The organism is Fulvivirga sediminis (genome assembly GCF_016757215.1).
Taxonomy (GTDB): domain Bacteria; phylum Bacteroidota; class Bacteroidia; order Cytophagales; family Cyclobacteriaceae; genus Fulvivirga; species Fulvivirga sediminis.
The window spans coordinates 549,161-575,183 of record NZ_JAESIY010000001.1; the positions used below are offsets into that span (position 1 = coordinate 549,161).

The 26,023-nt window shown below is 35.8% G+C and carries 22 protein-coding genes; 18 read left to right on the plus strand and 4 right to left on the minus strand.

The window, feature by feature from the left end; all coding sequences use genetic code 11:
- The first annotated feature begins 74 nt into the window (after positions 1 to 74).
- The 14 genes from JL102_RS02465 to panB all read left to right on the plus strand — a co-directional run bounded on the left by JL102_RS02465 (position 75) and on the right by panB (position 15,665).
- Positions 75 to 1,049: a glycosyltransferase family 2 protein gene (locus JL102_RS02465; RefSeq protein ID WP_202242088.1), complete on the plus strand. Its 975-nt coding sequence runs from the start codon at positions 75 to 77 to the stop codon at positions 1,047 to 1,049.
- Positions 1,046 to 1,828, plus strand: a complete 783-nt coding sequence (locus tag JL102_RS02470; protein ID WP_202242089.1) for an FkbM family methyltransferase — start codon at positions 1,046 to 1,048, stop codon at positions 1,826 to 1,828. The genes JL102_RS02465 and JL102_RS02470 overlap by 4 nt, the downstream gene beginning before the upstream one ends.
- Positions 1,813 to 2,763: a glycosyltransferase family 2 protein gene (locus tag JL102_RS02475; RefSeq protein ID WP_202242090.1), complete on the plus strand. Its 951-nt coding sequence runs from the start codon at positions 1,813 to 1,815 to the stop codon at positions 2,761 to 2,763. Before JL102_RS02470 ends, JL102_RS02475 begins: the two co-directional genes overlap by 16 nt.
- Positions 2,764 to 2,765: 2 nt before the next feature.
- A complete protein-coding gene (locus JL102_RS02480) occupies positions 2,766 to 3,875 on the plus strand; it encodes a glycosyltransferase family 4 protein (protein WP_202242091.1) in 1,110 nt (369 codons plus the stop codon).
- Between the two features lie 5 nt (positions 3,876 to 3,880).
- Positions 3,881 to 4,951: a glycosyltransferase family protein gene (locus JL102_RS02485; protein WP_202242092.1), complete on the plus strand. Its 1,071-nt coding sequence runs from the start codon at positions 3,881 to 3,883 to the stop codon at positions 4,949 to 4,951.
- Positions 4,930 to 5,742, plus strand: a complete 813-nt coding sequence (locus JL102_RS02490; RefSeq protein ID WP_202242093.1) for a glycosyltransferase family A protein — start codon at positions 4,930 to 4,932, stop codon at positions 5,740 to 5,742. Before JL102_RS02485 ends, JL102_RS02490 begins: the two co-directional genes overlap by 22 nt.
- Complete coding sequence (locus JL102_RS02495) at positions 5,739 to 6,926, plus strand: glycosyltransferase (RefSeq protein ID WP_202242094.1); 1,188 nt, start codon at positions 5,739 to 5,741, stop codon at positions 6,924 to 6,926. The genes JL102_RS02490 and JL102_RS02495 overlap by 4 nt, the downstream gene beginning before the upstream one ends.
- Positions 6,923 to 7,753: a sulfotransferase gene (locus JL102_RS02500; protein WP_202242095.1), complete on the plus strand. Its 831-nt coding sequence runs from the start codon at positions 6,923 to 6,925 to the stop codon at positions 7,751 to 7,753. Before JL102_RS02495 ends, JL102_RS02500 begins: the two co-directional genes overlap by 4 nt.
- Positions 7,750 to 8,706 (plus strand): glycosyltransferase family 2 protein, encoded by a 957-nt coding sequence (locus JL102_RS02505; protein ID WP_202242096.1) that lies wholly within the window; start codon positions 7,750 to 7,752, stop codon positions 8,704 to 8,706. Before JL102_RS02500 ends, JL102_RS02505 begins: the two co-directional genes overlap by 4 nt.
- Positions 8,675 to 12,220 carry a PKD domain-containing protein gene (locus tag JL102_RS02510; protein ID WP_202242097.1) on the plus strand — a complete coding sequence of 1,182 codons (3,546 nt, stop codon included), beginning with the start codon at positions 8,675 to 8,677 and terminating at the stop codon, positions 12,218 to 12,220. Before JL102_RS02505 ends, JL102_RS02510 begins: the two co-directional genes overlap by 32 nt.
- Positions 12,221 to 12,306: 86 nt before the next feature.
- Positions 12,307 to 12,780, plus strand: a complete 474-nt coding sequence (locus JL102_RS02515) for an Lrp/AsnC family transcriptional regulator (RefSeq protein ID WP_202242098.1) — start codon at positions 12,307 to 12,309, stop codon at positions 12,778 to 12,780.
- Positions 12,781 to 12,783: 3 nt separating this feature from the next.
- Positions 12,784 to 13,287 carry a phosphoribosyltransferase family protein gene (locus JL102_RS02520; RefSeq protein ID WP_202242099.1) on the plus strand — a complete coding sequence of 168 codons (504 nt, stop codon included), beginning with the start codon at positions 12,784 to 12,786 and terminating at the stop codon, positions 13,285 to 13,287.
- 73 nt (positions 13,288 to 13,360) lie between these two features.
- The gene (locus tag JL102_RS02525; protein WP_202242100.1) at positions 13,361 to 14,839 is read left to right on the plus strand and encodes a sensor histidine kinase; all 1,479 of its coding nucleotides are present in this window, start codon (positions 13,361 to 13,363) and stop codon (positions 14,837 to 14,839) included.
- Between the two features lie 7 nt (positions 14,840 to 14,846).
- Positions 14,847 to 15,665, plus strand: a complete 819-nt coding sequence (gene panB / locus JL102_RS02530; RefSeq protein WP_202242101.1) for a 3-methyl-2-oxobutanoate hydroxymethyltransferase — start codon at positions 14,847 to 14,849, stop codon at positions 15,663 to 15,665.
- Positions 15,666 to 15,677: 12 nt separating this feature from the next.
- Here panB and JL102_RS02535 read toward each other — a convergent pair whose 3' ends face one another.
- Positions 15,678 to 16,253, minus strand: coding sequence for a CAP domain-containing protein (locus tag JL102_RS02535; protein ID WP_202242102.1), 576 nt, complete (start codon positions 16,251 to 16,253; stop codon positions 15,678 to 15,680).
- A gap of 177 nt (positions 16,254 to 16,430) precedes the next feature.
- Between JL102_RS02535 and JL102_RS02540 the strand changes: the two genes are divergently transcribed.
- Positions 16,431 to 18,662 (plus strand): NADP-dependent isocitrate dehydrogenase, encoded by a 2,232-nt coding sequence (locus tag JL102_RS02540; protein WP_202242103.1) that lies wholly within the window; start codon positions 16,431 to 16,433, stop codon positions 18,660 to 18,662.
- A gap of 240 nt (positions 18,663 to 18,902) precedes the next feature.
- Positions 18,903 to 21,992: a TonB-dependent receptor gene (locus JL102_RS02545; RefSeq protein ID WP_202242104.1), complete on the plus strand. Its 3,090-nt coding sequence runs from the start codon at positions 18,903 to 18,905 to the stop codon at positions 21,990 to 21,992.
- A gap of 41 nt (positions 21,993 to 22,033) precedes the next feature.
- Here JL102_RS02545 and ribH read toward each other — a convergent pair whose 3' ends face one another.
- From ribH to pdhA, 3 genes are all read right to left on the minus strand, one after another.
- On the minus strand, positions 22,034 to 22,510 hold the full coding sequence (ribH, locus tag JL102_RS02550; RefSeq protein WP_202242105.1) for a 6,7-dimethyl-8-ribityllumazine synthase: 477 nt from the start codon (positions 22,508 to 22,510) through the stop codon (positions 22,034 to 22,036).
- A 93-nt stretch (positions 22,511 to 22,603) separates the two neighbouring features.
- A complete protein-coding gene (locus JL102_RS02555; protein WP_202242106.1) occupies positions 22,604 to 23,302 on the minus strand; it encodes a tetratricopeptide repeat protein in 699 nt (232 codons plus the stop codon).
- 98 nt (positions 23,303 to 23,400) lie between these two features.
- On the minus strand, positions 23,401 to 24,435 hold the full coding sequence (gene pdhA / locus JL102_RS02560) for a pyruvate dehydrogenase (acetyl-transferring) E1 component subunit alpha (protein WP_202242107.1): 1,035 nt from the start codon (positions 24,433 to 24,435) through the stop codon (positions 23,401 to 23,403).
- Between the two features lie 54 nt (positions 24,436 to 24,489).
- On the opposite strand from pdhA, the gene recF reads away from it, so the two are divergent.
- Together recF and JL102_RS02570 are read left to right on the plus strand one after the other, a co-directional pair.
- Entirely contained in the window at positions 24,490 to 25,590 is a 1,101-nt protein-coding gene (recF, locus tag JL102_RS02565) for a DNA replication/repair protein RecF (protein WP_202242108.1), read from the plus strand.
- On the plus strand, positions 25,587 to 25,907 hold the full coding sequence (locus JL102_RS02570) for a DUF721 domain-containing protein (protein ID WP_202242109.1): 321 nt from the start codon (positions 25,587 to 25,589) through the stop codon (positions 25,905 to 25,907). Before recF ends, JL102_RS02570 begins: the two co-directional genes overlap by 4 nt.
- The last annotated feature ends 116 nt before the right edge of the window (positions 25,908 to 26,023 follow it).

Below are 26,023 nucleotides of genomic sequence, written 5' to 3' on the forward strand. Positions count from 1 at the left end.
TTTCGAGGCATCTTTTGTATTATAGCAAAAGGTTAATAACCATGATTTTTAGAATGACTTCATTAACTGTGATAATGGCTGCGTATAACGCCGAAAGATATGTCAGTGCTGCTATCGATAGTATTCTAAATCAAACATATACTGACTTTGAGTTAATAATCGCTGATGATGGATCGAATGATAAAACTAGAAAGATTATTGATTCATATACTGATCCGCGAATAGTTATAAGTCATAATCAATTTAACAGGGGTAAAGTTGCTACGGTGAATAGTCTTATTGAAAAAGCAAGAGGTCAATATTTAACTATACATGATGCAGATGATATTTCTCGTCTGGATCGGTTCGAATTGCAAATAGCTGCTTTGGTTGATGATTGTCAAGTAGATATGGTTGGATCAAATTATATCTCATTCATGAGCAATAGGCTGATGTCAACCTCTAATTTGCCGCTTGATAGCGAAATGATCAGTTCATTTTTGGAAGATAGAAAACCGGCTCTTCATGGACCTACCACGATATTAAGAATGAAAGTTTTAGATAAAGTAGGGCCTTTATATAGAAATTTCACGCATGGAGAAGACATTGATTTTAATTTAAGGTTTATAGGTTACTTCAAGGCTAAGAATTTATGTGATCCCTTATATTATTACAGGATGAACAAAACCTCACTAACAAAGAGTATCCGTTATTTTAATAATGAGAGAGTTATCAATAGCGACCTAATATATAAATTGCATGGAATTAGATTAAGAACTCCCAATATTAACGATCTTGAGAAATTGGAAGATGTTAAGTTGGAACTGCTGCAGAAAACAATAAAAGATCCTTCATATCCATTTAGATTTGGTGCTAATTATTTATACCATCAGGGACTTAATTTGAATAGTTGGTTATTAAGTGTAAAATCAATTACTAATAATCCTCTTGATTTCAAGAATTATGTTTGTTTTATGGAAATTAGCTTTCTTACTATAAAGTCTGAAATTCGTAACTTGATATCTAGAAAAAAGAGATTTTTGAATATTCATGAAATTAATAAAAAATGAATTTGATTGATCTGGTTAGAAGAGTCCTCGTCAAAATACTGCGAATTGATAAAGACTTTTTTCTGCGGGAAGAGCTGAAAGAATATAAAGTAGATTCTGAAAAATTCTGTTGGAACGACATCCCCATCTACTTGAGGAATTCAGGATCCGATTATAGGGTGTTTAAACAGGTATTAATTGACGAGGAATATTCGTTTTTTAATCATCTCATAAATTATTATTTAAATGGTTCAGTTAAGAATTTGGTTGATGCAGGTGCAAATATCGGCCTGACAAGCTTGTATTTTCTAAGAAAATATCCACACGTACAATTAATGCTTATAGAAATGGATAGTAAGAACCTCCAGGTGCTGAAAAGAAACTTAACTGGTTTTAGTGATCATATAGTCGTAAACAAGGCGCTTTGGATTCATTCAAATGGGGTTGTTATAGATAGAACTTTCAGGGACGGACAGTCATGGTCATTAAGTGCTAAGGAATCCCATTCAGACTTGGAATTGGTCGAATCAGCAGTACTTTTAAATATTTTGAATGACCACAAATGGCATGAAATAGATGTGCTTAAAATTGACATTGAAGGAGCTGAACAAAAAATAATCATTGAAGAACCTTCATTTATTAATGTAATCGACAAGACCAAGCTTTTATGTATTGAAATCCATGACGAAGTTGCATCTCGAATTCAAATCTGTGACTTTTTAAGTAAGGCTGGATTTCAATTATATTCAAAAGGAGAAACCGTGTTTGGTGTTAATAAAAAGTTATGCGAGTTTCAGTAATTATTCCTGTATACAATGCATCTAATTTTATTGAAGAGTCAATTGTCTCTATTCTAAATCAAACATATAATAATTTAGAAGTGATTGTATGTGATGATCACTCCACGGATGGAAGCTGGGAAATTGTATCGAAGATTGATGATGAAAGAATTAAGGTTTATAGAAATTCAAGTAATCTCGGTTATCAAAAGACGATCAATTTTCTTTTTAAAAAGGCTGGCGGTGACATTATAGCTTTTCAGGATGCTGATGACGTATCACATTGTAAAAGGTTGGAATTACAGTTGGAAGGACTAAATAAGGGGCTTGATTTGATTGGGACTAATTATGCCGTGATTGATCCAAAGGGTAATATAATCCGTAAACAATTAAATCAGGAGGAGAATACTGATCGAATACAAGGGGAATTGATAAAATGTAATTTTTTTCAAAAGCCCTCTATTATGTTCAGAAGGGAAATTTTGAAACGAGTTGGGGGCTTTAGGGAACAACTTCAACCGCTTGGAATTATCAGTGAGGATTATGATTGGTTGTTGAGAATTAATGAAAGCGGATATAAGATGAGTAATATAAACTATCATCAGCCATTATACCTCTATCGGTCAGTAGGCACGGCGATGACGAAGGGGTTTAAAAACCCTACTCAATTTCTAGGTCATGATATTGTTAGGTTTTTAGCTAAAGAAAGAGGAAACTCTGAACCGGACTCTATTGAAAAAAATGATCTGTCTGAACTGGTTAGATACATTAATGAATTAAAAATTCCTTTCGAAGAAGACCCCTCTTTATTTTATAGGAAAAAGGCCGAAAACTTGATGTTTTCCGGTCTTAACAAAGAGGCTATTCTCAATTCTTTTTATGCTGTAAAAGAGAGGCCATGGTATTTTGTCAATTGGCGAACTTTACAATATTGTATTAGAAAAAGTTTGTTTTAGTTTTGAAAGTACTTCACATTACTTCTTGGTATCCATCCTATAATAATCCAAAAACCGCATTATGGATTTATCGACATATTGAGTCTTTAAATTTGGCAGGCTGTGAAAATACAGTATATCATGTAGAATCAGCCCGAAGTTTATTCGAAGTAGCTTTAGGGAAAAAAGAATTGCTAGGTAATAAGAAATACCTCTTTTCATCCCAAATTGCACCTTGGTTTTTATTAGAACTAATAGCAATTGGGATGGTAATTTTGGTGCTTTTTCGTGAGAGAAAAAGCAAGTTCGACATCATCAATTTTCATATTGCATATCCCAATTTAACATATTGGCATTGGATTAAAAGGTGGGTGAAAACACCAATTGTAGTTACTGAACATTGGAGTGCTTATCATAATAATTTTGGAATGGCATCGGCAGGTGATGTGCCAAGGATACAACATATTTTTCGACAAAATATTCCGGTGATTTCTGTTTCAAAGGCTTTGTCAGAAGATATAAAAAGGTTTTCTGGGGCTAGCTTCCCTTCCTTCATCGTTCCTAATATTGTAGACGATGTTTTTTTAAATAATAATAGAGTAAAGAGAAGAGAGTTTTTTTTTATGATTAGTCAATGGAAGCCACCAAAGGATCCTTTCCCACTTTTTAATGCTTTCGTAGCTTTTAACAGCAAGAATGATAATAAGTATGAGTTGCAAATTGGAGGGTATGGTACATTGTATGATGATATGATACAATGGAAAAATAAGAATGATAAGCACGGGAGGCTTATTTTTTTGGGGAAAATGAATGCAAATCAGATTGTAGATAAGATGCAAACGTGCGCTCTATTTCTACATCCAACCAATTATGAAACTTTCTCAGTGGTTTGTGCGGAGGCTATTAGCTGTGGGGCTACGGTAATTGCACCCAAAATTGGTGGAATACCCGAGGTTATAGGTGAATCTGGGTGGTTGTTGTCTTCATGGTGTGAAGAAGACTGGTTCCATGCTCTTTGTAGGGGTGTTCAGTTTGATGACTTGAAGAGAGGATCATCTGCCCCTAAATATACTCCTCTAAAGATTGGCTCGCTTTATAAAAATATGATGAAATCAATAATCGATAATAATTAATTATAGTGACCTTATCCAACAAAAATATCTTACTAATTTCTCCTGAACCTTGGAATCATGTTTTTGTTTCAAAACACCATTATGCAGTAAACTTGTCAAAAAAAGGGAATAAAGTGTTTTTTCTTAATCCCCCCTCCAGCAGTAAGTATAAGATTACTAATTCTAGATATGAGGATCTCTTTATAATCAATTATTCAGGATTTGTGAAAGGACTTAGATTCCTTCCGACCTGGCTGCAGCGTTATTTTATCAGCATAAAATTCAATAATTTACAAAAATTGTGCGGAGTTAATTTTGACATTGTATGGTCTTTTGATAACTCAGTGTTCTTTGATTTTTATGCGTTACCCGAAAAAGTATTATGTATCTCTCATATTGTGGATTTGAATCAAGATTTTAATACTAGACAAGCTGCAACTACTGCTAAAGTCTGTTTTGGTGTAATACCTGATATTGTAGAAAGGCTTTTTATGTATAATACAAATACATATCTAATTACTCATGGAGTAAATCTTTCAGAATATTCGTCAAACATAGTTACTCTTCCAGGAACCAACGGAATTAAGGCCTTATACGTGGGGAATCTAGCTATGCCATTTATAGACTGGGACTTATTGCAGCAGGCCGTAATAAGTCAACCTAAAACAGATTTTATTTTTTTGGGGAGTAACATGGATTTTGTTCCTGAACCTTTCAAATCTTATGAAAATACATATATTTTAGAAGCTGTTCCTCCTGCCGAACTATGGTCGTATTTGAATGCTGCAGATATTCTGATGTTGGCATATTCGGAAGAATATTACGTGACATATGCATCGCCGCATAAATTTTGGCAATACTTGGCAGTAGGGAAGCCTATAATTACTTCTTATACAAAGGAATACTTGCCTTTTGAGGATTTGATTTATATGGCAAGAACTTCTGAAAGTTGGTGTCAATTAATTGGAGAAGTGATTGAGAACCTAACTAATCACAATACTGAAGATTTGATATTAGCAAGGAAATCCTTGGCAGCAGATAATTCATATGAGAGAAAAATTCAAGAAGTTGAAAAATGCTTGACAGAAATCCTTTAGTCACAATTATTATGCCTGTCTTCAATGCCAGGGATTTTTTGTGTGACAGTATAAATTCGGTTATAAGTCAATCATATTCAAATTGGGAGTTATTAATAATAAATGACGGTTCCACCGATGAATCAGAGGAAATTATTAATTTATTCAGTGATGAAAGAATTTTTTACTTTAAGAAGAGTAACAATGGAGTTAGTTCTGCTAGAAATGTAGGTTTACAAAATATGAGAGGAAAGTATTTTTGTTTTTTAGATAGTGATGATTTACTTTCTATTAACAGTATTAAGGATAGGCTTTCTGTTTTTTTTGATGATGATCGTGTCGATTTTGTTGATGGGCGTGTTCAGATCTTTGATCAAAGTGTAGATAATGTCATAAGAGAATTTGTCCCTAAATTTGAAGGTGATCCATTTAATAGTCTGGTAAGATTATCTGAAGAATGCTTTTTTGGAATAACCTGGATGATTAAAAATAGTGCTCATGTGCATTATAACTTTCGCGAAAATCTTACACATGGTGAGGACCTATTGTTCTACCTCTCGATATGTTCTGGTAAATTATACAAATCAACAGACAAAGTAATATACAAAAGAAGAATAGGTCATGAATCCGCCATGTCGTCCCTCACGTCATTAGAAAACGGATATTTTAATCTATATAATATCTTATGTCATTGGCCTGAGGTCAACCAGGTTCAATTGAAATACCTCTTAAGAAGAATTAAAAAAATTATGTTTAAATCGTATCTAGGTAGAGGAAAAGTGCTTAGGGCATTAAACGTATTACTTAGATGAATATTCTGTATATAGGTTACTGGTCTGTCTATGAAGGGTTGAGTGAGGCCAGTATAAGGCCTGCCTTAGCTGTATTAAATCAGTTTGAGGCAGTTCAGAACATTGTTTATGTTTCAATAGAAAGAAATGTTGCAAAGGCTGAGTGTAATTGGAAGCTGGATAAAGTAATACATAAACCATTTTATTCACCATATAAAAGTTTTTTTAGGGATAAAATAAGAGATTTTAATGTTCTGCCTAAACAACTAATCCTTCTTTGTAGAGAGTGGCATTTTGATAAGATTATTTGCCGAGGGGCTCCTGCTGGGGCTCTGGGTTATCTCATTTGGCAGAAGACAAAAATTCCATTTATCGTTGAGTCTTTTGAACCACATTCAAGTTATATGGCAGCTAGTGGTGTTTGGAAAAGATGGGATATAAGATACCTCATTCAAAAGTATTATGAGTATAAACAAATTCGAACTGCAGAGACATTAATAACGGTTTCTAATAGTTATAAAGATTATTTGGTAAATACTTATGGGAATAGCAATATCGTGGTTATTCCTTGTGTCGTAGATGGCGAAAGTTTCCAATTTAGTAATAGAGCTCGAAATGAGTTAAGAAGAAAAATGAAGATTTCTCATGAGGCGGTAGTTGGAATATATGTAGGGAAGTTTGGCGGCTTGTATTATGATGATGTAGCCTTCAATCTATTTAAGAATTTTATTGAACAACAAAATGTTTACTTAATAATATTAACTCCTCAGGAAAAAACAGAACTATATGCTCTATTGTCAAAGCATCATATAGATTTGAAAATGGTATTTATTACAAATGTACCTCATTACACTGTTAAAGATTATTTGAGTGTTGCTGATTTTGGATTTTGCTTGCATCGAAGAACTAGATGGTCTATGGCATTTTCTCCAATAAAAAATGGAGAATATTGGGCAAACGGATTACCTATTATTATGTCAACTCAAATTGGCGATGATTCAACCATTATTGAGGAAGTTAAAGGAGGGGGTAAAGTAGTTGACTTTGAAGAATATATTTCGGATGAAGACTTTCTTGAAATAAAGCAAATTATTAAAGATTATAATATTGATAGGATTAATAACGTGTCAAATCAATTGGCTAAGAAGTACAGATCAATTGAGAATTTGACGAGGGTATATAAACAGGTAATAAATAAGCTATGATAGATCCTCATAATTTTCAGTCTGTAATATCAGGCGAACCTAATAATAGAGTATTATTCGTATCTGGGATGCATCGATCAGGAACCTCTTTAGTTTCTCAATGGCTTAATCAAAATAATCTATTTATGGGTGATATGCTTTTGAGTGGATATAGTGATAATAAATATGGTCATTTTGAAGATCTTGATTTTCTAAGGTTATCGAGTAATGAGTTGACAAGAATGGGATTGCACTCAACAGGACTTATTTTGGAGGGTGACAAATTTAAATTTAATCATTATAAGGTAGAATTATCTAGATTGATTAATGAAAGAAACCGCCATCATGAAATTTGGGGATGGAAAGAACCCCGGTTTACACTATTCATGAATGATATAAAGGAGCATTATATTCCAAATCTTAAAGTTGTCGCTGTTTTTAGAAATCCAATTGAGGTGATAGAATCTTTATATAAGAGATTAAGTAAGAATAAATGGTATTATACTCGGAATCCTATAAAGAGATTAGCATGGTATATCGATATAGATCTCAATAGGAATAAGTGGATTTCAACATTCCAAAAAACTTACATTGAATATAATAAAAGCATCATAGATTTTCAGTATAAAAATCCCAACGATGTAATAATAACCGAAGTAAATGATTTTGTTGGAAATGAGAACGAACTAGTGCGGTGGTTAAAGGATAATATTGGTTTAGAGATTAAAACCACGATTAAAGAAATTTACGATGAAGACATTCTGCATAAGACCTCGTATGAAAATAAAAATACGGTTCTAAAGGAAGCATTTGACATTTATAAGCAATTGAAGTCATTGAGTATATGATTGATGTTTCTGTGATCATAGTTAATTATAACACTTTGCCCCTTACTACCGCCTGTATTAATAGTATATTGGAGAATACATCTTTAGGTGTTACATATGAGATTATTATTGTTGATAATAACTCTAAAAATAACGAAGGAGAAGAACTTGTTAATAGATTTCCAATGATTAAGCTTATTCAAAACTCTAAGAATGTTGGTTTTGGCATTGCCAATAATCAAGGGATGAATTATGCTAAAGGCAGATATTACTTGTTATTAAATTCGGATACTTATTTCTTAAATGACGTATTAACCAATGCTGTGGCGTTTGCTGATGAAAATCAAAAGCAGTACAAAATTTATGGCGCAGATATTAGAAATAGTGATCTATCATCACAAAGGTCTTTCTTCTTAGGAAGAAGGGATGATGTTTTGATGGCATTTAAGATTGGGGTAATTAATTCTAATCCATTTTTCTATAAGTATCTTAACGCAATTCCTAAAGCTGAGTCTAGAGAGATTGGAGGATTGTATGGAGCCTATATTTTTTTGGATAGGATTGTATTTGAAGAGACAAGAGGATTCGACCCTGATTTTTTCATGTATTGTGAAGAGACGGAATGGTTTAGAAATAGACTTAAAGACCGCTACCGGATTAAGCTATGTGAAAGATCAACAGTAGTTCATTATGGAGGAGGTAGTAGTAGACAGACCATCATTAATGATCAGAATTTATTGTCTGATTTTTTATACTGGTATAAGATCAGTTATCAGGCATATTGGGTGTATGTGATTGGGGTATATTTTAACTCCTTATTTACCATCTTTCTTTTACCATTAATGTCTAAGGTTGAAAGACAAAGATACTTTAGGATTGTAAAAATTAGATGGAAGTTTGTGTTTAGAGTTTTTTTTGACATTCCGAGATATTCAAATAAGTATGGTAGTAGAGATAATTCACTGGTGGTATAAATGTAAACGTATTTCCTGGTTTAAGGAACTGGTAGCATTCACATATATATTGTTTCTGTCTACTATTGGTCATGCACAAATTGCATCCTTTTCTTTACCGGCTAATTCTTGTTTGAATCAAAATATTTTAATAAATAACCAAAGCAGTGATTACGATAGCTTAAGATGGAATTTTTGTAGCCCCCATTTGCTAACCTATGATTATAGTAACATTTCAATTGGTAATTCCAACGTTTATCGATCAAATGCATTTGCAATACTGCCAGATACTTCAGTTGCTGTATTTTTCTCCAATGGTTCTTTAAGAAAGGTAAGCTTTGAAAATGATTTTTTGGAATCGATAAGCTCAGTTCAATCTATAGCGAATAGCGGCGGATCATTTTCTTCCCCAAATGACGTGAAAGTTGTTAAGGAAGATGGAAGGTGGGTTGGCTTTGTCTCAAATGAATCGGGGACATCTGGAGTTAGTAGACTGTTTTTTGGATATGAAATAGGGTCATCTCTTGAAAGTTTTGATTTTATTGAGGGAGCATCACCATTGACTGGTACATCAGCGCTTGAGGTAATTAATGAGGATGATCAAAAAACCTTAATAACCATTAAAAATAGTAACGGTGAAGTAAATGTTGTAAATTTTTCCAACGGTTTTTTAAACCAAGCTACTAGTCAATATACTTTTAGCTTGAATGGACTCTCTAAAATTCAGAGCATATCTAAAAGAAAAAGAAATGGTGTATGGGAGTTTTTTGTTGTCAGTAATGACCAAAATCTGTTATTAAAACTCGTTTTCAACCAGGGTTTAGACCAACCACCTTTAGTTGAGAATATTATTCTAGAAAATCATAATCTCAACTCTCCTTATAGAGTTTCTTTCATTAGGGATGAAGGTAGAAATGTTTTGCTGGTCCTTAATTTAGGGGATAGAATTGATGTTTTAGTTGAGGAAGATGAAGGTTGGGTATTTGTAAGAGAACTATCAGTTGCTAGTGACAATATTATAACATTATCGGCAGTGGAAAGAGATGAGCCTGTTGTGCTGATGACATCAATTGCCAATTCTGCTTTATATCGATTTAATTTTTCGGGACAGTGTTATAGCTCTTTAAGAACTTCTAATGCATTATTTAACCCCTATATACAATTTTCACAGTCAGGAGTCCACCCAATAACCCTAACAGTCTTTGACGAAAACGGCAACTCCGACCAAATAACAAAAACCATAACCATAACCGACTCTCAAGCCCCAGACATCAACTTCAATAACGAAACCATCTGTTCCAACACGCCAGTGGAGTTCACTAATATTAACAACTCAGGAGGCATCACCTCTTACAACTGGTCTTTCGGAGATTCTAATACATCTACTGAGGCAAATCCGAGTAATCAATATGCTACTTCAGGGGATTATACGGTTAACTTATCAGTTGAAAGCGCTAATGGCTGTAGCAATTTTGTTGAGAAGGACATTACAATATATGATGAGCCGGTTCCTTCTTTCGATTCGCCCACAGGGCTGGTTTGTACTAATGATGTATATACCTTTAAAAATACCACCGATGGCAGTTTTGGCGGAAATTTATCATGGAAGTGGAAGGTAAATGGCGATTCTGTTGCCAATACTCAAGACCTTAACTATGAGTTTCCTACTGGAGGGTATAAAGAGATTAAGCTAATTGCCAGCATCCCGGGCTGTGCTGCAGAAGCTATTGATGTTCTTACTAATATAAATGATGGTCCCGTTCCTGCTTTTCAGGTTAATGATGACTGTGTAGGCACCCCAATGCAGTTTAGTAATCAGTCAGAAGGAAATATTACGAACTATCATTGGGATTTTGGTAATGGATATACATCTAGCTTAGAAAATCCATTTTTTGAGTATGGTGACCCTGGCACTTTTGATGTTACTCTTAATGTAATCAATGATGTTGGTTGCGAGTCAGATTTAACAAGAAGTGTCAGTGTTTATCAGTTGCCAAATGTCCAGTTTAATAATGAATTAGCGTGTGAAGGCTCTCTTACCCAATTTATAGATGCTTCCGAGGTAGGGGATGCTAACTTGCAGGCCTGGAGATGGGAGTTTGATGATGGTGAGTTTTCAACGGAGAGAAACCCTACTCATAATTTTGCTGCAGATGGAAGGTATGATGTGAAGTTGGCGGTCACCACTACCAATGGTTGTAAAGATTCTATTCAGCAGCCAGTGTCAGTTAACCCAGCACCTGAAGTTGATTTTAGCTATGATAAGTTATGCTTAAAAGAGGTGGTAGAATTTACGGATCAGAGTGAGCCGGTACTTGGGTTTGATAATATCTCGTGGGCTTGGGATTTGGGTGGTGTTTATAGTGGGGAGCAAAATCCTAGTATCACTTTTCAATACCCAATAAATTATAACATTGGCTTAACCGTAACTTCAGAAAACTTATGTTCTGCTACAAAGTATAAAACCATTACTGTTAATCCTGTGCCTGATTTGTCGTTCGCATCTGAATTTAACTGTGACAATGCAGAAACTCATATTTACGATATTACTGATTATGGTACTGATGTCGCTGCTATGCGAAAATGGAGTTATTCTAATGGCATTATAGGTGCCGATTCATCTATTTATTATGCTTTTGATAATGCAGGAACCTATAAGCTCAGTTTGTTAGTAGATACTCAAAATGGATGCACTTACGAAAAAGCATCTAATATTTCAATTTATGAAGCTCCTATTGCACAGTTTAGTTCATCTATCACTTTTGGAGCACCTCCTTTAGATGTTGACTTTACTAATGAATCCATTGGGGCGGAAAACTACAGATGGTATTTGGGAGATGTGGCAGAAAGTACTGATGAAAATGTGTCTTATAATTTTGTGGAAGAGGCCGATTACTGGATAGATTTGGTAGCTTTTAGTGCTGAGCAATGTACAGATACAACTTCTCAGATGATTAGCGTACTAGATCCTAATCTGGAATTAGAACTGGCCAATGTGTTTTATCAGGATGGTGTTATAATCCTTAACCTCAAAAATAATGGTACGATATCTTTAGATAGCATCAGTCTTAATTTGGATATGGGGAATGAGGTGATTATAGAGCGGATATTTCCATTAGAGCTGTTACCAGGGCAACAAAAAAACATTACCTTGGATTTTGCTATTAACCGTTTAAACGCTGCCTACTTATGTGTTTCGGCTTATGGTATGGTTAAAGGAATAGTAGATGCAGACTTTAACAACAATACACAGTGCATTCAAAACGCTGATGGGGAAGATGTTGTAGTATTACCTCCCAGGCCTAACCCATCGCCTGATGCTGTTTTTGTAAGAGTAGTAACATCCAAACAGACACCAGGAAGCTTCTTTTTATATGATGTAAGAGGACAGCTTGTAAAGCAATTCGATTTTTCAAGCTTAAAAGGTTATAAGCTGATAGAATTTAATGTTAGTGACTTAAGTAATGGCTTTTATCTGTTGAAATCAGAAGTAGGTAATAGTCGGAAAGCATTTAGATTAACGGTTAAACATTAAAAAACTATTTTGCAATAGTTGCAGACTTATTTCTATATCCTTACATTTTCTGGTTATCTTCGCGCCAAATATTATTTGGTAAATCAATGAAGGATAAAGTAAAATTAGATAGGATAGACCTTAAAATACTAAAGATTTTGCAGGCCAATGCTAAAATCACAAACGCACAGCTGGCTCAAGAGATAGGACTTTCTCCTGCTCCTACATTAGAGCGTGTAAAGAAATTGGAGACGTCAGGCGTTATAAAAAGCTATCATGCAAAACTTAATACACAAAAGGTTGGGTTGGGAGTGAGTACTTTTGTGATGGTTACACTGAAGGGGCATAATAAAGATAATATTGAGATTTTCACTGAAAGTATCAGTGAGATTGATGAGATAATAGAGTGTCATCATGTTACCGGATCTGGAGATTTTATATTGAAGATAATCGCTGAGGATATAGCTGCTTATCAAAAACTAATGTTAGAAAGAGTTACTAATATTGAAGTGGTGGATAATATGCAATCTCTGGTTATTCTATCTACATTTAAGGACAGTAAAGTAATGCCTATACCATAAACCATGGAAGAGAAGAGTTTAATACTAACGGATGATCAAGTGCGCCAAAAGATTAAAAGGATGGCGTATGAAATATATGAAAATAACTTTCAGGAGAAGGAAATAATATTAGCAGGTATACACTCTCAGGGATATGAATTAGCTAAATTACTGCAAAATGACCTAGAGGTTATAGCTAGTTTTAAGGTTAAATTAATAGGCTTAAACCTAGATAAATTCGCTCCTACGCAAAGTGATATCAGTTTAGACTGTGATACAGCTACTCTCAAAAATAAGTGTATAGTTCTCATTGATGACGTTATGAATACAGGTAGAACTATGGCTTATAGCCTAAAAGCTTTTCTTAATGTAAAAGTTAAGAAAATAGAAACGGCGGTATTGGTGAATAGAAGTCATACCCAGTTTCCTATATCTACCAAGTATGCAGGCTATGAGCTTGCTACTACTATTAATGATCATGTAGCCGTAGAGTTAGATAAAAATAAAAAGGTTGTATACTTACAATAATTTTAAGTAATTTTTTAGCCTGTTGTGTTCGAATCACAACCTATTTTCAAATAACTTTTTCTTTTATAAAGCATTGAAATTTGTTGAAGTTACTGATCTACTGGAGTGGCTGAATAAGCCAACCCATCTTATTCGAGATGGAGAATATGATGATCATCAACAAAAAGAAAAAGCAATTTTTTGGGAATGGGACCTCGAAAACAACAGGCTTTATTTATCTCCTGAATTGCGCCAGCTTTTTGGGTACGGTCAAGATAAGCCTGTTCCGATAGAGGGCTTTTGGCACAAGCATATCCACCCCGAAGATTTAAATAAAGTAATCAATCACTTCTTGGATTTTATTAATGGTCTGCTCTCTCATTATGAGCAGATATTCAGAGTTAGGTCTATTAATGGTAGCTACATATGGGTGCAATCTGCCGCTACCCTTAAGAGGGATGATAAAGGAGAAGTTACATGGGCCAAGTCTTACTATACTGATGTCACTACACTAAAGGAACAAAAAGGATATACTAAACTGGGCAGTGACAAGTATAGAAATCTATTTCAAAACTCTATGATAGCTATGGTGAGGAATGATCTTGCCACTGGAGATATTTTAGAGGCTAATGATAAGTTTTGGGATCTGTTCTCTATTTCATTAGACAAAAGAAATGCTACTAAATGCCAAGACATAATAGGTGAAAAGCATGCGAAATTAATTTTTGATTTATTAAAAAATGAAGGCAGTATAGACAATCTCGAGCTTGAGATTAAAGACTGGGGCCCCACGTCATTGTGGATTTCATTTGGGGCTATATTGTATGAAGAGGAGGGGGTGGTAGATTGTATTATTAAGGATATCACCGAAACTAAATCTAGCCTAATTGAATTACAAAAAGTAAACTTCGAGTTAGATAGCTTCATTTATCATTCTTCACATGATTTACGATCTCCGCTTAGGTCTATTTTAGGTTTAATAGATGTATTTCGGTTAGAGAAGGATGAGAAGATTAAACTAGAATGTATAAGCAAGATTAAGTCCAGTGTTAAGCGGTTGGATTCTCTGGTTATAGATCTACTTAGTATCTCAAGAAATGATCGTGTTAACGACCCTCACGTATCAATTAATTTTATGGTTGAGATCAATAGTAGTATTACTAGCTATTACTATACTCGCGATAATGAGGGCTTAGAGATTATTACTAATATCCACCAGCCGGTAGAGTTCTTTTCTGATTTAACCAGGATCAGAGTTATACTAAATAATCTGATATCAAATGCTATTAAGTATCGGTCTAGACATAAAGAATATTCTTATGTAAAGGTTGATGTGACGGTAGATGAGGAAAAAGCAATAATAGAGATCGAAGATAATGGGGAGGGAATAGAGGCATCTAAAATGCCCCATATATTTGATATGTTTTATAGAGCTACGGAAAAGAGTGAAGGCTCAGGCCTTGGACTCTATATAGTGAAAAAAGTGGCCGATAAGCTTAATGCTGAAATTAAGGTCAGAAGTGAGGAATTAGAAGGAACAAATTTTAAGTTTGTGATTCCAAATACAAAATGAAATATACATGTCTATACATAAAAGTGATATAAAGAAGATTACCATTCAGCGTCTTCATGAAATGAAGAGACAAGGAGAAAAAATGTCTATGCTTACCGCATATGATTATACAATGGCTCGCATTCTGGATGAGGCCGGGGTAGAAATACTTCTTGTTGGTGATTCTGCCGCTAATGTTATGGCTGGGTATGAAACTACATTGCCTATTTCTCTTGATCACATGATTTATTATGGCGCTTCTGTAGCAAGAGCATGCAAGCGCGCTATGGTGATTGTTGACTTGCCTTTTGGAACTTATCAGGGAGATCCGGAAACGGCCATCCGCTCGGCAGTGAGAGTAATGAAGGAAACCAGTTCTCATGGAATAAAAATTGAAGGAGGAGCAGAAATAGAGGAGTCTGTGAAAAAAATATTAAGTGCAGGTATTCCTGTTATGGGCCACTTAGGATTGACTCCACAGTCTATTAATAAATTTGGAACATTTTCAGTAAGAGCAAAGGAGGAGGCAGAGGCTAATAAGTTAATTAGCGATGCTAAACTGCTGGAAGAGTTAGGGTGTTTTGCTATTGTATTGGAAAAAGTGCCGGCTACTTTAGCAAAAACAGTTGCAGAGCAATTAACCATTCCTATTATTGGTATTGGTGCAGGAGCAGGTGTAGATGGTCAGGTGCTAGTGGTTCAAGATATGATGGGTATGAACAAAGATTTTAAGCCTAAGTTTTTGAGGCGTTATGCTGACTTACAAACTATAATGACGGAGGCAGCCGCCAATTATATTAATGATGTGAAGTCTGGAGATTTTCCTAATCAAGATGAAAGCTACTAGTTATTTAATAGCTTAGTTCAGGTTGCAGGTGATGATCTTATTCTGTTCGTCTGCAACTTCTCCAAACCACACTACCGCATACTCTTTATAAATTCCTATACCAATTCCTTGCCAATGGGCCTTTTCCCACATTCCTGAGTTGATGATCAAAGGATTATGAGCTGGACTTTTTTTCCACCCTTCAAGCCCTTTTTCTGCTTTTGCTCCGCCACTATTAAAGTAGGCAATTTCATAGCCTGAGCCAGTGTAGCCCGCTATTTCTTTTGGTTTATCCCACATACATTGGGCTTGCTTATGATCATTGGTGTAGCAGCATGGGGTCCAGGCGCCTTCATCAGACCAGCTGTGAGGGTTACACTTTCCTTTAGGGTCAAAATCATAATTTTCAGAAAGATCCTTAGCATGAGCTTGTGCTACGGCAGTGAGTTTAGATGAAAAAGCAATAGGGTCAAGCTCCTTTTGCTTACGATATTCGTTTATTATTTCGTATAACTTTTTCTCTTCCGTACTTACACAAACATCTACACGTGTTGTGATAGGGGTGAAAAATGATATTAAATTCAAATGAATAAAAAAAAGAAGGGACATAACTGTTGGATGAAATATTTGCTTTAAGATACTACAGATTACGTAAAAATTAAGTTCAATAATCGTAATGCATTAATCTAATTTCACATTTAGATACCACCTTTAAAATTGTTAATTTAGCATCCCTTTAAAGAAGGTTTAAGACATATTCAATAATCAAAAATGGCATAATAGATCATGAGTGACAACACAGCTAAAATAATTTATACCATAACTGATGAGGCCCCCGCCCTGGCAACTCATTCATTCTTACCGATAATAAAGGCATTTGCCGGACAAAGTGGCGTAAACATCGAAACCAGAGACATTTCTTTGGCAGGAAGAATCATAGCTAATTTCCCAGAAAAGCTTACTGATGTGCAAAAGATACCTGATGCCCTTGCTGAACTAGGTGATCTGGCTAAGAAACCAGAAGCTAATATCATTAAATTGCCGAATATCAGTGCCTCTGTTCCTCAGTTGGTGGCTGCTATTAAAGAATTGCAAGCACAGGGTTATGCTTTGCCTGATTACCCTGAAGAGCCTAAGAATGATGAAGAAAAGGAGGTTAAGGCTAAATATGATAAGATCAAAGGGAGCGCAGTTAACCCTGTCCTTAGAGAGGGTAACTCTGATAGAAGAGCTCCAGGGTCTGTAAAGCAATATGCTAAAAATAACCCTCACAGTATGGGTGCATGGTCTTCTGATTCTAAATCTCATGTGTCTACCATGAGTGAGGGCGATTTTAGAGCTAATGAGAAATCGGTTACTATACCCGCAGATGACAGTGTAAAGATCGAGTTTGTAGATAAAGAAGGAAAAACTCAGGTACTTAAAGAAAAAGTGGCTCTACTCGCAGGTGAGGTGATTGACGCTACTGTAATGAGTAAGAAGAAATTGATAGAGTTTCTTAAGGCTGAAATAGCTGATGCTAAAGCTAAAGGGGTACTCTTTTCTCTGCATATGAAAGCCACTATGATGAAGGTTTCAGACCCTATCATTTTTGGCCATGCTGTAAAAGTCTTCTTTGCAGATGTTTTTGAAAAACATGGAGAGGCTTTAAAATCTGTAGGAGCAGATGCGAATAATGGACTTGGAGATGTTATCGCTAGAATAAAAACACTTCCTGAAGATAAGAGAGCTGAGGTTGAAGCTGATATCGAAAAAGCCTTAGCCGAAGGACCAGACGTGGCTATGGTGAATTCTGATAAAGGAATTACTAACCTGCATGTACCTAGTGATGTAATCATAGATGCTTCTATGCCTGCTATGATCAGAACCTCAGGCCAGATGTGGAATAAAGCAGGAAAGCAACAAGATACTAAAGCCGTAATACCTGATAGCAGTTATGCTGGTGTATACGATGCTACCGTTGAATTCTGTAAGAAGAATGGAGCATTTGATCCTACCACAATGGGTACTGTACCTAATGTGGGGCTTATGGCTCAGAAAGCTGAGGAATATGGTTCTCATGATAAAACATTTGAAATACCAGCTGATGGTACTGTTAAAGTAATTAATAAGGCAGGGGAGACTGTTATCGAGCATGCTGTAGAGGCTGGTGATATCTGGAGAATGTGCCAGGCTAAAGATGCACCTATCCAAGACTGGATTAAGTTGGCGGTAAATAGAGCTAGAGCTACTAATACACCTGCTATATTCTGGTTAGATAAAAACAGAGCACATGATGCTGAGCTAATCGAAAAAGTAAATAAATACTTGCCTGAGCATGATACTGAAGGCCTTGATATTCAAATCATGTCTCCAGTAGAAGCTACAGAGTTTACCCTTAAGAGAGTTAAAGAAGGAAAAGATACTATTTCTGTAACAGGAAATGTTTTAAGAGATTATTTAACTGATTTGTTCCCTATTCTGGAATTGGGTACCAGTGCTAAAATGCTTTCTATAGTGCCGTTGATGAACGGAGGAGGATTGTTTGAGACAGGAGCAGGAGGTTCGGCTCCTAAGCACGTAGAGCAGTTCATAGAAGAAAATCACTTGAGATGGGATTCTTTAGGTGAATTCTTGGCTTTGGCCGCTTCTTTGGAGCATTTGAGTGATGCCTATAATAATAATGGCGCTCAGATCTTAGCCGATGCTCTAGATAAAGCTACCGGTAAGTTCTTAGAAAATAAAAAATCACCATCTCGTAAGGTAGGTGAGTTAGACAATAGAGGTAGCCATTTTTATCTGGCGCTGTACTGGGCAGAAGCTTTGGCGGCACAGTCAGAGAATGAGGCTTTAAAAGCTACGTTTGAAAAAGTGTATTCTGAATTGCAAGAGAAAGAAACTCAAATAGTAGATGAGCTAAACGGAGTGCAGGGAGAAGCAAAGCATATCGGAGGTTATTATAACCCTGACTACCAAACTACTTCAAAGGCTATGAGACCTAGCCCTACTTTAAATGCAGTGATAGATAGCTTAATCTAAACTAAGCATTATACAACAAAAAAGGCATGCCCTAAGGGCATGCCTTTTTTGTTTGTAAATAAATTGATGGTACCTCCATATTGGGAGATAAAGACTCTGTTGGCTAAAAAAAAGGTTTATTAGTGTGTAAAAGTGATTATTTTCAGAATTTATGATTAAAAATTAGGCTTTAATTTGATCATATTGTTATGAAAAGGGTATTTTCGGATAAAATTTAACCTAAATAATCTACTTAAACCTATGAAGAGATCAGTCTTGCTTTTAGCAATGATAATGTTGCTGTCATGTCAAAAAATACTAGCCCAAGGGGTGACTACAGCCAGTATAAGAGGAACGATAACTGATGGAGAGGGCGCTACCCTGCCCGGAGCCAATGTTATAGCCATTCATGAACCCACAGGTGTAGAATATGGCACCTCTACTAGGTTGGATGGAAAGTATACCTTACCCAATTTAAAGGTTGGAGGGCCTTACGTCATCAGAGTTAGTTATGTAGGGCATCACCCACAGGAGTTTAAGGGAATTGAACTGGTGCTGGGAGAAACCTTTGTTTTAAATATTTCATTAGACCCTGATGTTACCACTTTACAAGAAGTAGTGGTTTCAGGTGCCGGAGATGATACTTTTAACAGTGATCGTACTGGAGCAGAAGTGGCCTTTTCCAATGATCAAATAAAGAAGCTACCCACTATCACTAGGTCCGCTAGTGATATTTATAGACTTACCCCATCTTCTGATGGAAACTCCTTCGGAGGTAGAAATGATCAGTATAATAATTTCTCATTAGATGGATCTATCTTTAATAATCCTTTCGGGTTAGATGCAGCAACGCCAGGTGGTCAGGCCGATGCTCAACCTATCTCTTTAGATGCTATAGAACAAATACAAGTGTCTGTGGCACCGTATGATGTTACTCAATCGGGTTTCACCGGGGCGTCCATAAATGCGGTTACTAAAAGCGGAACCAATGATTTTCATGGTACTGTGTTTGGTTTTTTTAGAAATCAGGATTTGCTGGGGAGTAAGGTAGAGGGAGAAGATGTGCTGAAAGCTGACCTTAGGCAGGTGCAGGCAGGTTTTAGTCTGGGAGGCCCTATTATTAAGAACAAGCTTTTTTTCTTTACCAACTTCGAACTAGACAGAAGAGAGGATCTTGGTTCTAGTTTTGTAGCCAACAGAGGTACTGGCGCTGTAAATGAATCACGAGTGTTGGCTACAGATTTAGAACGAATCAGCTCTCTATTATACAATCGATTTGGATATGAAACCGGACCTTATGAAGGCTTTACTTTAGACACCAGAAACCAAAAAGGAATAGTGAAGCTAGACTATAATATTAACAACAATCACACCCTCACCGCGACCTATAATTTTTTAAGAGCTTCTAAAGAAAAACCTGCCCACCCCACGGCTTTAGGAAGGAGAGGACCAGATGCAAATACTCTTCAATTCAGAAATTCTGGCTATCAGATGAATAATAATATTGATTCATGGCTGGTAGAATTAAGGTCTTTGTTTGGAAATAAATTTTCAAATAAGCTACAGGTAGGCTATACCCATTTCGATGATTATAGAGATCCTTTTAGTACGCCTTTCCCACCTATTAATCTTACTAAAGGAGGTAGTAATTATATAATTGTTGGGCATGAGCCTTTTTCTATTAATAATACACTAGATCAGCAAGTATTTCAAGCTAGTGATAATTTCGAAATGTATTTGGGTGATCATACTTTCACCGTTGGTGTTTCTTTTGAAAAGTTCATGTTTGAAAATTCCTTTAACCTAACGGCTTATGGGCCAAGTATTTTTTCCTCAACCAACATTGAAGACTTTATTACTCAAGTTAATAATGGCGAATGGGATGCTACAGTGGCAGAAGCACGTGCTACCTATGATTTTAATAATGCCAATGATGGCTGGGCCATGGCAGAAACAGAAGTAGGCCAATTGGCATTTTATGCACAAGATAAATGGTTAGTGAATGATAATTTTACCCTTACTTTAGGAGTTAGGTTCGATAAACCTTTATATTTCAATACTTCTGACAATATTCCTCCTAATACTGATGAGGTCGTCTACTACGATGAAAACGATCAGCCGGTAACTTTTGATAATACTAAATTGCCAGATGCTACTATATTGGCATCTCCCCGAGTAGGTTTTAATTGGGATGTTATGAAGAACGGAACTTTACAGCTGCGTGGAGGTAGTGGTGTGTTTACAGGTCGTTTGCCTTTTGTTTGGATTGGGAATCAAGTTGCTAATCCAGGCACGGGATTCTTAAATGTTACAGCACCAGATTTTAAATTTCCTCAGGTGTGGAGGTCCTCTTTAGGCGTAGATAAGGTAATTAGCAAAGGGCTAGTAGCTACGATAGATTTGAGCTATACTAAAGATATTAATGCTATGATGGTGAGAGATTATAGCTTGAGAAAACCTTCCGGACAGTTAGGAGGAGTCGATAACAGGGATAGGTATCAGCCTGAAGATATTGTTACTTTCAACGGAGGAGTTGCTTCAAACTATGTGTTCACGAATACAGATAAAGGGAGAAGTTTTAACATGACGCTGGAAATAAAGAAAAAATGGGATAATGGTTTATTCGCGAGCCTTGCATATAATTATTTAGATGCTAAGTCTGTATCTTCAATAGAAGCGGAAATATCCAGTGATGCTTTCTCAATTAACCCAGTAGTGGGTAATGCTAATACAGCAGTATTGGCTCCATCGATTTATGGAAATAAACATCGTTTTGTAGGTAATGTAAATAAAACCTTTAAATATGGGAATGACCATTGGTCCACTACTTTGTCTTTATTCTTTGAATATGCGCATGGTGGAAGATATAGTTATACCTATGCTGGCGATTTGAATGGAGATGGTTCGGTATTAAATGACCTGCTTTATATCCCTACTGATTCTGAGCTAGATCAAATGAACTTTATCTCATCCGAAAACAGAGAAGCCTATAGAAATTATATTCAGCAGGATGATTATTTAAGTGATAACAGAGGGAAGTACGCTGAAAGATATGGAGCATTGAGTCCTTGGTATTCTCGCTTTGATTTCAGACTCTTACAGGATTATAAATTAAATAATGGGAATACTATTCAATTTAGTTTAGATGTACTCAATGCAGGTAACTTATTAAGCTCAGATTGGGGAGTGAGGCAAATACCACGTAGTGTACAGCCGGTTAGTGTAGTAGAGGTTAATGGTGCGGGAGAGCCTACCTATAATTTCAATGAAGCTCTGAACAGTACCTTTGTTACTGATACTGGACTTATTTCCAGATGGCAGATGCAGCTCGGCCTGAGATATACTTTTTAATAAAACAAAAAAGGGGCTGTTTCAGCCCCTTTTTTGTTTTATTAAAATCCCAGCATTTTTATGGCTGTAATGGCAGCTTCATCACCTTTGTTGCCATGCTTACCTCCAGCCCTGTCTAAAGCTTGTTTTTGATTATCTGTAGTTAATACCCCAAATATTACCGGCTTGGCAAATTTTAGGTTAACATGAGTGATACCTTGAGCCACAGCATCACAAATAAAGTCAAAATGCCTGGTTTCTCCTTGAATCACGCAACCAAGGCAAATTACTGCATCAATATCTTCCTCTGCAGCCATCCAGTGTGCTCCGAGGGTTAACTCAAAGCTACCCGGGACATTTTTTCTTATGATATTGTTTCTATCAGCACCGTTGTTTATGAGGGTTTCATAAGCTCCAGAATAAAGAGCTTCTGTTACCTCATCGTTCCACTCAGAGACTACTATTGCAAATTTCTTATTACTGATATCTTGAATATTTTTTGAACTATAATCACTTAAGTTCTTTTGAGATGAAGCCATGTGTATTTAGAATTTTCTTCAAAAATAAAAAAGGGATAAAGATTATACCCTTATCCCTTTCAATTTCTTTTAAGCTATTGCTTACCTAGCTTTTTATGCGCCAAGTCTAGCCTTATATTTCTTAGCAGTTTGGATTAGGTTAGAATCCCAGTAATTATTAATAATCTTATCGTAAGATTCCTTAGCCTCATCAACCTGATTTAGTTTTTCATATGCTAAAGCTGCTTTCATTAAATACTCAGGAGTAAAATACTTATTAGGTTTATAATCAGCTGCTTTTTGGAAATAGCTTGCAGCACTTTCAAACTCTCCTTTTTCCATGTAAGCATCTCCAATTAAGCTATAAGCGCGGGCCTGAACTAATAGATCCCCGGCACTAAACTCCTCTAAGTGAGATATGGCATCATCAAAATTACCTTGCTTAAGGTAAGCCGCTCCTACATAATAATGTGCAAGATTAGCCGCTTCAGTAATACCGTACTCATCTATAATATCTAAAAAGCCTAAACGATTACCATCTCCATTAAGGGCTAAGTCTAAACTGTCACTTTCAAAATAATACACAGCCTGAAACATTTCATTTTGTGCTTTATCATTTTGAGAGTTTTTATAATACTTGAAACCGAAATATCCTGCTACACCTACCACGAAAATGGCGATTATAGCGAGTACAATGGTTTTATTCTTCTCTAGGAATTCTTCAGTTTTGGTTAACTGATCGGCAAGAGCTTCTGGATTTTCTAAAAGCTCATTGTGATGTTCGGTTGTATTATTTGTCTTTTTGTCTGCCATCTGCAAAAATTTAAAGGCTTCAAAGCTAGTGATAACTTTACATATAAGAAACAGGAATCTTAAAAAATCCTGTTCCTTCTTTTATAAGTCGTATTTTCTTAGTCAGTTACGAAAGGATAATCTTCTTGAGCATAAACATCTCTGAAAGCTTCTTCTTCTTTAGGGAAGTCAGATTCTTCAGCAAATTTTACACAGTCAGCTACTTCATTTTTCACTTTCTTTTCTATAGCAGCAATATCGTCCTCACTGGCATATTTATTTTCCAGTATGGTTTGTCTAACTTGCTCTATAGGATCTTTCCCTTTGTACTCTTCTAACTCTTCCTTAGTTCTATATTTAGCAGGGTCAGACATGGAGTGTCCTTTGTACCTATATGTTCTAAACTCTAATAAAGTAGGTCCTTCTCCTTTTCTTGCTCTTTCGGCAGCACTTTCCACAGCTTCATACACCGCTTCTACTGACATACCATCTACAGGTTCTGAAGGCATATCGTATGATTCACCTAAAGTATATAACTCAGTTACATTGGAAGTTCGTTTTACAGAAGTTCCCATCGCATAACCATTATTTTCTATAACAAAGATTACCGGAAGCTTCCAAGTCATTGCCAAGTTAAGAGCTTCATGGAATGCACCTTGTCTTACGGCACCATCTCCCATATAGCACATGCATAGCTTGCCAGTTTTGTTGTACTTTTCTGCAAAGGCAATACCTGCACCTAAAGGCACCTGACCACCTACTATACCATGACCTCCAAAGAAGTTGTTTTCCTTGTCAAACATGTGCATTGAGCCACCTTTTCCTTTAGAAATACCAGTTTCCTTAGCAAACAGCTCAGCCATAATTTTTTTCGGGTCTGATCCTAATGCGATAGGGTGTGCATGATCCCTATAAGCGGTAATGTGTTTATCACCTCTTTCTAATGCTGAAATAGAGCCTGCTACACAAGCTTCTTGTCCTATATACAGGTGACAAAATCCTTTAATTTTTTGTTGACCATATAACTGGCCTGCTTTCTCCTCAAACTTTCTTAAGAATAACATGCTCTCGAACCAGTGCATGTAGGTTTCCTTATTGAATTTGGATTTGGCCGAGGATTTAGATTTTGACTTTCCTTTTGTTGTAGTTGCCATAATAGTAAATTTGAATCCAATAATTTGGATTGCGAAAATAAGTAAAAAAAGTTAATGCACATTGAAAAATTGAGTTTGTTTGGTTTTAAGAACTACGAAGAAGTAGCACTCACTTTTTCAAATGAAGTGAATTGTTTAGTAGGAGAAAATGGAAGTGGGAAAACCAACCTACTGGATGCCATACATTATCTGTCTATGACTAGAAGTGCATTTAACACTATTGATAGCCAAAATGTAAAGTTTGGAGAGGAATTTTTTTCCATTCGTGGAGATTTTAGACTTTCCGAAAAAGCACTACCTGTATTGTGCTCTTATCAGGAGGGGAAAGGAAAAACCTTTAAAGTAAATAAAAAAGAATATGCACGTTTAAGCGAGCATGTTGGCAAGTTACCCGTAGTACTGATTGCTCCTAACGATACAGATATTATTAGAGATGGTAGTGAAGCCCGTAGAAAATTTTTTGATGCTATTATTAGTCAGATAGATGCAGAGTACCTTGATAACCTAATTAGTTACTCAAAGTACTTGAAACAACGCAATAGTGCGTTGAAACGTTTTGCTAACGTAGGACGTACTGATTACGAGCTATTGAAAATATATGATGAACATATTATAGGGCTTTCGCTATACATTAACCAGAGGCGTAGTGATTTTATAATCGATTTTGAAAAATTATTTCAAAATCATTATGATAAACTTTCGGAAGGAAATGAAAAAGTAAGCATACACTATAGATCCGAGGCATCAGATTCTGATTTTAAAGAATTATACAATAATGCTCTAAGGAAAGACTTAGCTTTGGAGAGAACTACAATGGGCGTGCACAAAGATGATTTTCGATTTACTATAGAAGGGAAGCCCCTGAAAAAATTTGGTTCTCAAGGACAGCAAAAAACATTTTTAGTATCCTTGAAGATGGGACATTTCGATATAATCAGAGAATTGAAGGGTTTTAAACCGATTCTTTTGTTAGATGATATATTTGATAAATTAGATTCTCGCCGTATACAACACCTCATGGAAAGAGTGGTGAATCATGATTTCGGTCAAATATTCATCACAGATGCAAGAGAAGAAAGAACGCGTACAATATTAAATGAACTTAAAATCTCAGCTAACTTTTATAGAGTAAACCGGGGTACAGTGATACAATGAAGAAACGTAATTTCGATAAATTCGATAAAAGGAAATCAGACATTTCATCAGTAAAAGAGGCGATCGATTCTCTGTTAGATACTTATCGCTTAAAAGGCAGGTTTGATGAGGCTCGCTTAGTGGAGAGTTGGGCCAAGCTTATGGGCAATACTATAGCTAATCGCACAGGTAAAATTTTCATTAAAGATCAGGTGCTTTTCGTTGAAATACTATCGGCTCCATTAAAGCACCAACTCAACCATTCTAAGATGGAGATCATGAAAATATTAGAAAAGGAATTTGGGCATAAGGTAATTAACGAAATTCTTTTTTATTGATAAAATGGCTCTGAAGGCTGTTTTTAGAAAATTTTTAAAAAAAATACACTTTTTTTTAGCCGAAAGTTTGAATAAAAGAAAAAAGCGCATAGATTTGCACTCTCTTTGATCAAAAG